This window comes from Stenotrophomonas sp. S39 (assembly GCF_016624665.1).
Taxonomy (GTDB): Bacteria; Pseudomonadota; Gammaproteobacteria; order Xanthomonadales; family Xanthomonadaceae; genus Stenotrophomonas.
On sequence record NZ_JACVTT010000058.1, the window covers coordinates 17392 to 30254 of the forward strand.

The 12863-nt window shown below is 68.6% G+C and carries 10 protein-coding genes; 3 read left to right on the plus strand and 7 right to left on the minus strand.

Going from position 1 to position 12863, the window contains the following annotated elements:
- Positions 1-2: 2 nt before the first annotated feature.
- The 7 genes from IAE41_RS14845 to IAE41_RS14875 all read right to left on the minus strand — a co-directional run bounded on the left by IAE41_RS14845 (position 3) and on the right by IAE41_RS14875 (position 6365).
- Complete coding sequence (locus IAE41_RS14845) at positions 3-1352, minus strand: CpaF family protein (protein WP_200733634.1); 1350 nt, start codon at positions 1350-1352, stop codon at positions 3-5.
- Entirely contained in the window at positions 1337-2590 is a 1254-nt protein-coding gene (locus IAE41_RS14850) for a fimbrial protein (protein ID WP_200733635.1), read from the minus strand. The genes IAE41_RS14845 and IAE41_RS14850 overlap by 16 nt, the downstream gene beginning before the upstream one ends.
- A gap of 24 nt (positions 2591-2614) precedes the next feature.
- Positions 2615-3973 (minus strand): type II and III secretion system protein family protein, encoded by a 1359-nt coding sequence (locus tag IAE41_RS14855; protein ID WP_079222160.1) that lies wholly within the window; start codon positions 3971-3973, stop codon positions 2615-2617.
- A 19-nt stretch (positions 3974-3992) separates the two neighbouring features.
- A complete protein-coding gene (cpaB, locus tag IAE41_RS14860) occupies positions 3993-5030 on the minus strand; it encodes a Flp pilus assembly protein CpaB (RefSeq protein ID WP_200733636.1) in 1038 nt (345 codons plus the stop codon).
- A 24-nt stretch (positions 5031-5054) separates the two neighbouring features.
- On the minus strand, positions 5055-5543 hold the full coding sequence (locus IAE41_RS14865) for a TadE/TadG family type IV pilus assembly protein (protein ID WP_079222158.1): 489 nt from the start codon (positions 5541-5543) through the stop codon (positions 5055-5057).
- Positions 5540-6085 carry a prepilin peptidase gene (locus tag IAE41_RS14870; protein ID WP_200733638.1) on the minus strand — a complete coding sequence of 182 codons (546 nt, stop codon included), beginning with the start codon at positions 6083-6085 and terminating at the stop codon, positions 5540-5542. Before IAE41_RS14870 ends, IAE41_RS14865 begins: the two co-directional genes overlap by 4 nt.
- Positions 6086-6176: 91 nt before the next feature.
- A complete protein-coding gene (locus IAE41_RS14875; RefSeq protein ID WP_200733639.1) occupies positions 6177-6365 on the minus strand; it encodes a Flp family type IVb pilin in 189 nt (62 codons plus the stop codon).
- Between the two features lie 276 nt (positions 6366-6641).
- Here IAE41_RS14875 and IAE41_RS14880 point away from each other — a divergent pair, with 276 nt between their 5' ends.
- The 3 genes from IAE41_RS14880 (at position 6642) to IAE41_RS14890 (ending at position 12791) form a co-directional block, all read left to right on the plus strand.
- A complete protein-coding gene (locus IAE41_RS14880; protein WP_200733640.1) occupies positions 6642-6860 on the plus strand; it encodes a hypothetical protein in 219 nt (72 codons plus the stop codon).
- Positions 6861-7021: 161 nt separating this feature from the next.
- Positions 7022-8032, plus strand: coding sequence for an AraC family transcriptional regulator (locus IAE41_RS14885; RefSeq protein WP_079222155.1), 1011 nt, complete (start codon positions 7022-7024; stop codon positions 8030-8032).
- A gap of 181 nt (positions 8033-8213) precedes the next feature.
- Complete coding sequence (locus IAE41_RS14890; RefSeq protein ID WP_200733641.1) at positions 8214-12791, plus strand: YadA-like family protein; 4578 nt, start codon at positions 8214-8216, stop codon at positions 12789-12791.
- Positions 12792-12863 lie beyond the last annotated feature (72 nt).

Below are 12863 nucleotides of genomic sequence, written 5' to 3' on the forward strand. Positions count from 1 at the left end.
GCTCAGAAGTGTCCGTACAGCGATTCGCGCAGCAGCTGGCGGAAAGGCTCCAGCTTGCGCGAATGCGGCTGGAAGCCGAGGCCGATCCAGCGGTTGACCTCGGCCCCGCTCGCGTCCACCTGCACCTCGTGGCGGAACATTTCCTGGGTGGTGATCAGGTTGTCGCTGACGCCGGTGATTTCGGTGATCGATACCAGCACGCGGCGGCCACTGCCCAGTCGTGCGATCTGCACGATGAAGTCGATCGCGCTGGCGATCTGCCGGCGCAGGCTGTCCTCGCTGCCCTGGAAGCCGGCAAAACCGGCCAGCATCTCGATGCGGTAGAGGCAGTCACGCGGCGAGTTGGCGTGGATGGTGGCCATCGAGCCGTCGTGGCCGGTGTTCATGGCCTGCAGCATCTCCAGCACTTCCGCGCCACGTACTTCGCCCACCACGATGCGGTCCGGGCGCATGCGCAGGCTGTTGCGGACCAGGTCGCGGATGCCGACGGCACCGTGTCCGTCGGCGCCCCCCACGCGGCTTTCCAGGCGCACCACGTGCGGATGGTTCAGCGACAGCTCGGCGGTGTCCTCCACGGTGATGACGCGCTCGGTTTCCGGCACGTAGCTGGTCAGTGCGTTCAGCAGCGAGGTCTTGCCCGAGCTGGTGCCGCCGGAGACCAGGATGTTGCAGCGGCCCAGCACCATGGCCTTGATGAGCGCCTGCATCGGTGCATCGAAGGTGCCCTTGGCCAGCAGCTCGTCGGGAGTGAAGGGATCCTTGCGGAACTTGCGGATGGACACCATCGGCCCGTCCACGGCCAGCGGCGAGATGATGGCGTTGAGCCGGCCGCCGTTGGGAAGGCGCGCGTCCACCATCGGATTGGAGTCGTCCAGGCGGCGCCCGATCGGGGCCAGGATGCGGCGCAGGATGCGCAGCAGGTGGGTATCGTCGGTGAAGCGCTGGGTCGCGCGGCGGAGCACGCCGCCCTGGGAGACGTGCACGTCCTTGAAACCGTTGATCAGGATGTCCTCGATCGTCGGATCGTGCAGCAGGTCATCCAGCGGGCCGAAACCGGTGAGTTCCTTCACCAGCCCCTGGGCAACAGCCTGCATCTCCTCCTCGTTGATCGGGATGCGCCATTCCTGGATGAAGCTGACGGTCTGCACCTGCACCCAGCGTGCGATGGTGTCCGGCGCCCACGAATCGATGTCGATCCGCTCATCCTCGATGCTGTTGAGCAGATGCTCATGCGCGGCCGACAGCACCTTCTGGTACTGCTCGGTCTGCACGAACGGTGGGCTGGCCGGTGCGCTTTCAGGCAGCACGGCACGCGCCATGGCGTTGGGAAACAGGGTCACTTTGTCTTCCATGGCGTTCCACCCAGGGCAAGGGCAAGTCTTTCCCGCAGGCCGGGCGGCAGGGCCGGGCCGGCGGCCGGGTCCAGTCGCGCCACCAGCGGGGCGAGGGCGCGCAGGTACGGATCGCGCGGGGCATCCTGCAGCAGCAGGTGGCCATGGCTGGCCGCGGCCCGCACGCGCGGGCGCTCGGGCAGGGTGGCCAGCAGGGGCAGTTCGAAGCGTCGTGCGATCTGTTCCGGGGTCAGGCCGCTGTGTTCGTCATGGCGGTTGACCACCAGCTGCAGCCGGCTTTCGCGTTCGCGCTGCCCGCTCAGGTGCTTGAGGGCGTGGTCGAGCGACACCAGGGTGGCGATGGCGGTATCGGCGACCAGCCAGATCTCATCGGCCTGTTCCAGCAGCAGCGGCGGCAGTTGGCGCAGCGGGCAGCCGCCGGCATCGCACAGTACGCTGGTGAACACCCCGCGCAGGCGCTGCAGCAGGGCGCCCGGGTCGGACGGCGGCACGGCATCGCTGCCGCTGGCACGGTCGAGCAGGACCAGGCCACTGGTGTGCCGGGCCATCGCCGTGCGCGCCAGCGTGGCGTCGATGCGGCTGGCGTTGCGCAGTGCATCCTCGTAGTGGAAGCGGCTGTCCAGGTTGAGGTACAGCGCGAGGTCACCCGCCGGCTGCGCCAGTTCCATCAGCAGGCCATCGGTTCCGGCGGCATCGTCGGCGTCGCCACGCTGCTGCTGCGCGAGCACGGCCAGATGGGCCGCCAGCGTGCTGGTGCCGACGCCGGCGCGCACGCCCAGCAGCAGGATGAACCGCGCCCGGTGCGAGGGCTGGGCGGCGGCTGCGGCACGCGGCGAAAGTGCACGGCGCAGGGCGGCTTCGATGCCGGCGTTGTCACTGTCCAGGTCGAGTACGTCGCGCAGGCCGGCACGCAGGGCCATCACCACGCCTTCCACCTGGCTGTTGCCGGTCGCCCCCACCGCCACCAGGTTCAGGTCGGGCTGGGTCTGCTGCAGTTGCGCGGCCAGCACCATGGACGAGGCCGCGTATTCGGGACGGAAGTCGAGCAGGACCAGGCCATTGGCACCGCGCTGCAGGTCCTGCGCGGAGGTGGGCTGCGCACTGTCCTGCCAGTGCAGCACTGCCGATGCCGGCAGCCGTGCCGCCAGCCGGGGCAGCAGTTCACGATCGACGCCGTACAGGACCAGGTTCATCGGTGGTCCCGAGGCATGCAATGGCTGGGCGGTGGCGTAGGGCATGGGCGTGGGGTCCGCAGCATCGGGTCAGCGCGAGAATCCGGGTACCGGGTCCTGGCTGACCGGACCCAGCAGCCACGCACCCCATTCGGGCAGGTGCGGGCGGGATTCGCGGTCGCCGGGCAGCGGCAGTTCGGTGTTGCGGGCCAGCGGCTGCACCAGGCGCGGGGTGACGATGATCACCAGCTCCTTGTCCTGGCGCTTGTAATCCAGGTTGCGAAAGAACGAGCCGATGATCGGCAGGTCACCGAGCATCGGGATCTTGTTCACCGTGGAAGCGACGGTGGAACTGACCAGGCCGCCGATGACGAAGCTCTCGCCGTCGCCCAGCTCGACCGTGGTATCGGCACGGCGCGTGCTGATGGAGGGAATCTGCACGCCGTTGAGGGCGATCGCGTTGGTGTAGTCCAGGTCACTCGCTTCCGGTGCGACCTTCAGCGCGATGCGGTTGGCCGACAGCACGGTGGGGGTGACGGTCAGGCCGATGCCGAACGGCTTGTAGGTGACGGTGGTGGTGCCCAGGCCCTGCGGCTCGAGGATCGGCAGCTCGCCGCCGGCCAGGAAGCTCGCGCTCTGGCCGGAAAGGGCGACCAGGGTCGGCTCGGCCAGCACGCGTGCCATGCCGTTGCTCTGCAGCAGGTCGACGTCGGCATTCCACAACCCGTTGGTGGAACCGAACACCAGCCGGAATGCCGAGGAAATGGGTGATTCGGCTTCGTTGCTGCTGTTGCCTTCCTGCATGCCGGGCAGGATGCCGGTGTTGCCCGGCAGGATGCCGCCGGGGCGGGCGAAGCCATAGGCAAAGCCGCCGTTGCGGTTCTGGAAGCTGATGCCGATCTGCTTCAGCGCGGTCTTGTTGAACTCGACCACCTTCACTTCCACCTGCACCACGCCGCCACTGGCGATGGTGGAGGCGTCGGCCAGCATGCCTTCCTTGCCCAGCGCCATGGCAGCGGTCTTCTGCTCCTGCATGTGGGACAGCATGCTGTCGCTGCTTCCCTGCAGCAGGCCCTGCTGGTCCTGCTGGGTGAACACCAGGCCGTTGCGTCCGGCATCGGCGGCACCCTGCACGGCGCTCTGCACGCGGACCTGCAGTCGCTGCGGCTCGCTCTGCTTGCGGTGCCACAGCAGCAGGGTGGTGGTGCCGGGCGCCTTGCCCACCAGCAATGCCTGGCGCTGGCCGCGCAGCATCACCACATCGGCCACGCCCGGATCGGCGATGGCCACCCGTTCCAGGTCGGCCGGCAGGGTCCACGGTCGCTGTTCGCGGGCCTGCAGCACCAGCTCATCTGCCGCCACGCCCGTGCCGGGCGCCAGCAGCACCAGCAGCAGGGCCAGCCAGCGTTGGCGGGCGGTCGGGCGAGGATGCGAGCGATGTACGGTCATGGAAGGTCTCGGGGGCAGGTCAAAGGGAACTGCGGGGGGCTGCACTGTCGCCACGGATGATCTCGATGCCGGCCGGGCGCGCGGCTGCACGACGCGGTGCGGCCGCGCGCGGCGCTGCGTCGGCCACCGGCCGCGGTCGCGCGGAAGCGCCTGCCAGGCCGTCGCCGTCGATGCCGGCATAGGCGTTGTTTTCGGGGCGCTGCAGTGCCTGCTGCTGTTCGGTGTCCAGGCCGCGCAGCGGATCCAGCACGCCGCGTGCCTGCGGGAACAGGGCGACGTCGGGCAGTCCCGCGTCGGCCGGGTTGCGCAGCGCCAGGTAGAGCTTGCCCTGCTGGGCGCCCAGCAACAGGCGGTTGGCCTCGTCCACCGGCACTGCCAGCACCGCGCTGCGCGCCGGTTGGGTGGCATCGTTGTGGCTGCTGGCGCTCGAGCTGCCGGTAATGTCGGCGGCGCGCGGGTCGTCGCCCTGCGCACTGCCGCCGTTGTCAGCGCTGGCCTGGCCCGGGTCCACGGCGATGTCCTGCTGGCCGTAGCTCAACACCCGCAGGCGGGACAGCAGCAGGCGGGTCTGGGCCAGTTCCGGCTGGCCGTTCGCGCTGTTGCTGGTGCTGCGCAGGTTGAGGAACACATCGACGAAATCGCCGGGCAGGATGCGGTTGCCCGCGCCCACCAGCTCATCGACCGGCACCGCCAGTGCGCGCTCGCCGGGACGAAGCTGCAGCGAGAAACCCTGGGCAAGCAGGCTGCGGTTGACCGTAGTGCCCTCGGCGATGTCCTGCACCGGCACCTTGCCCAGCACCGAGGCCAGGTCGGACGACGCGCCGGGCTCGGCCGCAGTGCGCTGGGCCAGGCGCACGCCATCGGCGCGGATCGGCTCGCCGGCCGGCAGGCGGGCCACGGCTTCCACCACGGTGACGGTGCGCGCATCGCTGGTGGAGGCTGCCATGGGCGCGGTCGCCGTGGTGGCGGGCTTGCGGCCCACCATGAATGCCACCACGGCAAGCAGTAGGGCCAGGGCGATCAGTGCGATGGCGGCGATGCGGGTCAACTTGAGCATGGAACCATCTCCTGGAACCGGTCGTCAGTTGCTGCCGAGGTCGAGCTGGGCGACCGCGACGCTGCGGATGGGGGCCTTCATCACCCAGCCGTACAGCGTGCCGGTGCCAGGAAGGAAGGGGTGGCTGGAATAGTCGTAGCTGACCGTGACGGTCACGCACTGCGCGCTGGCCAGGCCGCTGCAGGCGGCAGGCGGCGATACCACGATGGCGCCGGCGCCGCTGCCCGTGCTGCTGGCCGAGCCGCAATCGGGATCCTGGCCCGAGAACTGCAGCAGCCACTGCATCGAGCGGCGCGCGGCCGAGCACGCGGCGACGCGGCGCTCGGCGGTGCTGCCGAAACGCAGCGATGCGCGCGCACCCTCGGCCGATGCGGTGGCCAGGGTCTGCTGCGCGGCCATGATCATCACGCCCGAGAAAGTGAGCATCAGCAGCGGGATGAAGCCGAGCATCATCATCAGCGCGTACTCGACGGTGATGACGCCGCGTTGGCGATGGCGTCCGATCATCCTCATGGCATGACTCCCTGGGTCGAGGCCAGGACCCAGCCGATGGCGGCGAAGGCCAGATAGGCGGCGTAGGGGATGCCCTTGCGTCCCTGGCGGGCGAGGTGCATGTCCTGGATGGCCGGGCGCGCCTGCCAGTGCGCGCTCAGCCGCGCGCAGTGCAGGTGCAGGCGTGGCGGCACCCAGGGCACTACCCGTCGTGCGCTGATCACCAGTACCGAATGCAGGCCTGCCACCAGGCTTGCGGCGATCCAGATCGGCAGCAGGGCGTTCCAGCCCAGCAGCAGGCCCAGCACGGCGAAGAACTTGACGTCACCGGCGCCCATCCAGCCGAGCGCGTAGAAGGGCAGCAGCGATGCCAGCCCCAGCGCGGCGCCCAGCAGGTGCACCCACCATGGCAGGTGCGGGCCGGAAAACTGGCCGGCGACGATCAACGGGAGGGCAAGCGCGCACGCTCCGGCCAGCCAGGCGTTGGGGACACGGCGGGCATACAGATCGCTGATCGCGATGTGCAGGCTCAATCCCATGGCCAACAGCCCCAGTAGCGTCATCCCACACCCTCAGCGTCCTTCAATGGACAAGTACGTGAAACTGAAACCGCCATCGAGGTTGCGCGGAGGCAACCCACGATGGCATGGCGGCTCACTCCGCAGCGGTTGTGGCGTTCTCGGCGGTCTTGGTGAGCGCGGTAAACAGCGAAGTAAAGAACGAGGTGATCTGTTCCTTGCCGACCACGACCAGGATGCCGGCGATGACCGCCGCCAACAGGCCATATTCCAGCGCGGTCACGCCGTCTTCTTCGTTGAGGAATCTGCGGATGGATGCGTTCATGACGGTTGTCTCCCTATACCAGTCAGGTTTAGCTGTATTACCCGGTTTGAATGGGCGCCCGGCTCCGCCGGGTCCATCCATGGACCCCCGCCTTCCTGGCAGGGGGACAGGGCGGGACATTCCCCTCCCTGTTTATTCGTCGTGATCCAGAACCCGGGGAGCAGCTGCCACGCGACCACCATGGCGCGGCGTCCGGCCGCGGGTCGAGTGTCTGCTGGTGGCGTGCTTTCGCATGTTTCCCCCTGGGTGAGGCCGCTGTTGCCTGGCCGGATCACCATGGCTTCGACTCTTGCCCGAATGGCGCGGTGCCGCAAGCCCAATCAATATGCAAATTCGGCACAAAACCATTTTCACGTGAAGAAAAGCGGCCGTTTGCGTGAAGAAAAAACGTTGCCCGACAAATCCGTTCATTTGGATCGAGAAAATCGCCGGGAGGCGTTGCCGCATGCGAATTCCGTGCCATTCGGCGGCCTGTTTGGAAACAGGAAGAATTAATGGTTAACGTAATGCGTCACTGTTTACGGGCGCTGATTTACACGCAATACTCAGGTGCATTCGACAAGCAAGCGTGGCAGCCGACCTGCATTGATAGCCGGGACGGTGAATGGACTACGGCGCGCGCCCTGTCAGGCAGTGGGGGCGGCGGATACGGACTCATGGGGGACGACACTGTCATGGAAGGTGGGGTGGGCGATATCGAAGGCGGCCAGCTCGACGACGGCGAACTGCGGTCGATCGACCTGGCGACGCTGAGCGGTGTGCTTCGCGTCTGCGATGTGGAGCTGCTGCTGCTCGACGGCAACGGCCCCAGGGCTGCCTTCTCTTCGCGCGTGCACGACGAAGCGCTGTTCTGCAGCATCACCTGCGGCTTCCATTGCCGCGGGCGCTTCATGCTGCCCCCGGACTGGGCGATGCTCGGGTTCGTGCATGCCACCGATGAGGTGCAGAGCTGGTGCCACGGCGTGCCGATGGTGGCGGGCATGTCATTCACCGTGCTGCCGGAAGGCATCAGTGAATTCACGCTCAGCGCCGGCACCCGGATCACGGCCATGCTGCTGCCGGTGGCGCGGGTGCAGCGCAAGCTCACCGAACTGAGCCTGCGCAGCACGCCGCCGGCCGGCCAGGCCCTGAGCCTGGTGCAGCTGCCCGTCGACAGCCAGGCGCTGGCCAACCACTACCTGCAGCTGCACGCGCAGCTGGGGCAGGGCACCGCCCTGCAGCCGGAAGAGACCGACCGCCTGCTGCATGAACACATCCAGGCGCTGCTGGCGGCGGGGCCCGGCGATCGGCCCGGCTTCACCCGGGCGCGGCGGACGCACTACCTGATCGCGCAGCGGGCCGAGAACTTCATGCGGCTCAACCTGCGGCGCAACATATACATGAATGAAATCTGCGATGCGGCCGGGGTCAGCGAGCGCGGCCTGCGCTATGCGTTCGAGGACCTGTTCGGCGTGTCGCCCAACCGCTACCTGTCGATGCTGCGGTTGTGCGCGGCGTGCCGCAGCCTGTCGATGGCCGATTCCAGCCGCCGCTCGGTCAAGGCCATCGCGCTCAGCTGCGGCCTGTGGGATCTGTCCCGGTTTGCCGACAACTACCGCAAGGTGTTCGGCGAACTGCCACGCGACACCCTGATGCGTTCGCCCGCGCAGATCGGCCAACCGGCCTGAAACCAGCGCGCTGCCGAATCTGCATATCCGCCTGCCGAATCCGCCCGTGGCTTTGCCGGAATGCGCGATTGCCGTGCCGGAATGAAGTGCCCCGCCAACGTTGAAACCGCTGAAATGTCAGTCACGTGCCGACCGGCATGCCCACTGGATTTCAAGTCGTTCGTCAACGGGGGAAGTGCTCATGAACCGCATTTACCGGCGTGTATGGAACCGCCAGCTCAATGCTCTTGTCGTGGCCTCGGAACTGGCCACCGGCGATGGCGGGGCAACCACGCTCCGCGATCCGCAATCGAAACTGCTGGTGCCCAGCGCACTGGCCCTGGCACTGCTCAGTGTCCTCGCCAGCGGCACAGCGGCCGCCAGTGAAGCCAACCAGTCACTGCGTGACCTGCAGGCACTGGCGGCCAAGTACACCCAGACCATGCCGGTGAAGGTCGATGCCGAAGTGGCACTGGCCGCCGCCGCACGCCAGGCGCAGACCAGCCCGGCCATCAGCACCGATGCGCGCATCGGGCTGCAGCTGAGCACCACCGGCCTGCCAGTGGTACGCGATGTGCTGCCGGCCACGGTCAAGGTTTCACTGGGCGCCGGCAAGGCGCCGCAGCAGGTGGCCGCGCCGGGCGTGGCGGCCGATGTGCGTGCGTCGGTCGGGCTGGGCAGCAGCACCCGCGTCGAAGCCGCCGTCGCGGCGCAGCTGGCCCCGCAGGCGCAGGCACCGCTCGCCGTGGCCACCACGGCCGCCGCCAAGGCCCAGGTGGGCGTGGCGGGCACGCCGGTTGCGGCTCTCGACACCAAGGCCACCATCGCCGCAAACGTGGCGGCAACGCCGACCACGTCGCTGTCCGGCCTGAAGGCCGCGGTCGATGGCCAGGTCGATGCAAAGCTGGCGCTGGCCGGCCATGCCATCGAAGGGCAGGGCAAGGTAGGCGCTGCGGCGTCGGCCACGCTGCCGGCCAAGGAGGAACTGCCGGGCGACACCGATGATCGTGCACTGACTGCCGGGCTCGAAGGCACCGTCGCCGGCAAGGTGCGCGTGCTGGGCCCGGATGGCGAGGCGGTCATCGCCGACCGCAATCTGAAACTGGCTGGCAGCACGGTGGTGGGCGCGCAGACCAGTTCGCTGGGCCTGGGTGGCCTGCTCACCGGCGTCGGCAGTGCGCTGAACGGTGTCGGCGGTGCCGTCGGCAGCCTGGTCAACGGCGATCTCAACGGCACGGTCGGCAACCTGGGCGGTGCCGTGGGCGGCCTGCTCGGCAACACGCTCGATGGCCTAGGCCTGACTCAGCCTTCAGCGATTCCGCCGGACAGCCCGAAGGCGCCCGCAGCAGCTGATCCGAATGCTGGCCTGATCATCGGCACCGGCGGCCTGGTCGGTGGTGTCAGCGCGTTGATCGGCCCGACCACCGCCAGCCTGTTCGGCGGCACCGGCTACCTCTCCAACGGCAACCTGAAGGTCAGCACCGCCAACGTGATGCAGACCTATTCCGCGGTCAACGTGCTGGGCATTCCGCTGGTCAACGCCACACCGGTCGGCACCACCCTCAACGGCCTGGGCGGTGCAGTCACCGGAGGCAATTCCCACCTCACGCTGATCGGCGGCGTCACCTCGGACAGCTACATCTACAACATCAACAACGGCAACCCGGGCGGGCTGCTCGGCCTGCTGCTGCCGGGCCAGTCGCCGGACTGGGCCGCCAAGTGCCTGGACATCGGCCTGGCCGATATCTCCTGCTGGGCGGTCAATCCGGCGCAGGACTACCAGGTGCTGATGGGTGACGGCGCCTTCGCCAACGGTTCCAGGGAAGTGGTGATCGGCGCCAACGCACGCCACGAACTGCCCAAGGTCGATGCCAGCGTCGCCTTCCCCGGCAACGGTACCAACGATCCAACCAACCCCACCGGCGTGCCCACCGCGGACTATGCCGCGCGCATGGGCCATTCGGTGATCGTCGGCGACAGCGCTTCCGGCACCGCCAACGGGCAGACCCTGCTCGGCGCCGAGGCAACCTCCGACAAGGCCAATTCGGTGGCGCTGGGCTACCGCTCGGCCGCACTGCGCGGCGCGCAGGCCAGCTACAGCGCATACGGCCTGACCGCAGCGCAGGTGTCGGCCGGTGAAGTGTCGGTGGGCAGCGCCGACGGCGGCGAGCGGCAGATCACCAACCTGGCCGCGGGTAGTGCCAACACCGATGCGGTCAACGTCGCCCAGTTGAGGGGCGCGATCAGCCAGATCGATGCACTGGGCGACGTCGCCGTGACCTACGACCTCGACGCCAACGGCGACCCGGACTACCGCCGTGTCACGCTGGGCAATGGCACCGGCACCACCACCCTGGGCAACCTGGCGGCAGGTGCGATCAGCGCCACCAGCACCGAAGCGGTCAACGGCAGCCAGCTGTTCGCCAGCAACGATGCGATCACGCGCTTCTTCGGTGGCCGCACGGCCTTCGACCCGGCCACCGGTGCCTTCACCGCACCGCTGTTCGAGATCAGCACCATCTCCGCAGACGGCGCGATCGCGCAGGGCGCGTACGAAAACGCCACCGATGCCTTCGACGCCGTCGATGGCTCGCTGGTGAACCTCAACACGCAGATCAACGACATCCGCAACGGCGGCACCAAGTACCTGCGGGTGAACTCCACCGGCGTGGAAGCCGTGGCCACGGGCAGCGACTCCATCGCCGTCGGCAGCAACGCGCAGGCCACTGCCGCCAACAGCATCGCCGTCGGCGCAGGCAGCCTGGCCGACCGTGACAACACCGTCTCCGTCGGCGCCGCCGGTGCCGAGCGCCAGATCGCCCACGTCGCCGCAGCGACCGAGGCGACCGATGCGGTCAACCTGGGCCAGCTGCAGGCATCGGAGGAGGGCGCGCTGCGCTACGACCTCAACGCCGATGGCAGCGTGGACTACGCCAGCGCCACGCTGGGCCAGGGCGGCACCGCCACCACCCTGCGCAACCTGGGCCCGGGCGAAGTCAGCGCGCTCAGCAGCGAAGCCATCAATGGCGCCCAGCTGTTTGCCGCCAACCAGACCGTGGCCACCCACCTGGGCGGCGGTTCGACGGTGGATGGCAATGGTGTGGTCACCGCGCCGACCTACAACATCAACAACGTCGCCGCCAACGGCACCATCAGCCAGGGCAGCTACAACGACGTGGGCAGTGCCTTCGATGCGGTGAGCACTTCGCTGGCCAACGTGGTCGACCAGACCGACGACCTGGACAAGCGCGCCGTGAAATACGATGTGGATGGCAATGGCGACATGATGGATTCGGTCACCCTCAACGGTACCGGTGGCGCTGCAGTGAGGCTGACCAACGTGGCCGCCGGCAGCATCCAGGCCGGCAGCAGCGATGCCATCACCGGCGACCAGCTGTTCGCCACCCACGCCACCATCGCCAGCTACTTCGGCGGCAGCACCACCTACGACGGCACCACCTCGCAGTGGACCGCGCCGTCCTTCAGCATTTCCAGCATCGCCACCGACGGCAGCATCTCGCTCAACGACTACAGCAACGTCACCGCCGCCTTCTCGGCGGTCGACGGTTCGCTGCGCACGCTCAACCAGCGCATCCTCAACGGCAGCGCCAGTCCCTACCTGGCGGTCAATTCGGCTGCCGCCGCAGCGACCGCGACCGGCGACGAGGCGGTGGCGGTGGGTCCGCAGGCCAGCGCGGCCGGTGCCTCCAGCGTGGCCGTCGGCAACGGCGCCAGCGCCAGCGCCGACAACAGCGTAGCCCTGGGCAGTGGTTCGGTCGCCAGCGTCGGCGCACAGACCGGTTACACCGGCGCCTACGGCGAAGCCGGGGCCAGCAACTCGGCCGGTGAAGTCTCGGTGGGCAGCAGTGGTGCCGAGCGCAAGATCACCAACGTGGCCGACGGTTCCGATGACCACGACGCCACCAACGTGGGCCAGCTGAACAACGGCGTGAACTACGCCATCGACCAGTCCAAGGCCTACACCGACCAGAAGATCCAGAACATCACCAACGTGGCGGGCAGTTTCCGCGCCAACAACAGCAACAACCTGGCCGACCCGGCCGCGACCGGCGCCAACTCCGCCGCCGGTGGTGCCGGTTCCACCGCCGCCGGGGCCAACTCCACTGCGCTGGGCAATGGCGCGCAGGCGCAGGCCGACAACTCGGTGGCGCTGGGCGCCGGCTCCGTCGCCAACCGCGCCAACACGGTGTCGGTGGGCGCTGCCGGTGCCGAACGCCAGGTGGTCAACGTGGCCGACGGCACCCAGGCCACCGATGCGGTCAACGTGCGCCAGCTGCAGGCATCGCAGCAGGGCACGCTGCGCTACGACACCACCGTCAACGGCGACACCAACTTCAACAGCGTCACCCTCGGCAGCACCACCAGCGGCCCGACCACCGTGCGCAACGTAGCCGCCGGTACCGCCGGCACCGATGCGGTCAACGTCGACCAGCTGAGGGCCGGCATGTCGCAGACCCTGGACTGGTCCAAGGCCTACACCGACGAGCGCATGGGCGGCTTCGAGCGCGAACTGCGCAAGACCGACAACCGCGCTTCGGCCGGCATCGCCTCGGCCATGGCCACCGCCGCACTGCCGCAGCCCAGTGAAGCGGGCCGCAGCATGGCCTCGTTCGCGGCGGGCAGCTACAACGGCGAATCGGGCATGGCGCTGGGTATTTCCGGTGTCTCCGAAGGCGGCCGCTGGATCTACAAGTTCAGCGGTTCCACCAACACCCGTGGCGAAGCCGGCGTAGCCGTCGGCGCCGGCATCCAGTGGTAAGCGCGCGGGGCGGGGGGGGGGGCCGCCCCGCCCGCCCCCCCCCCCCCCCCCGCCCCCCGCCCCGAGTACATC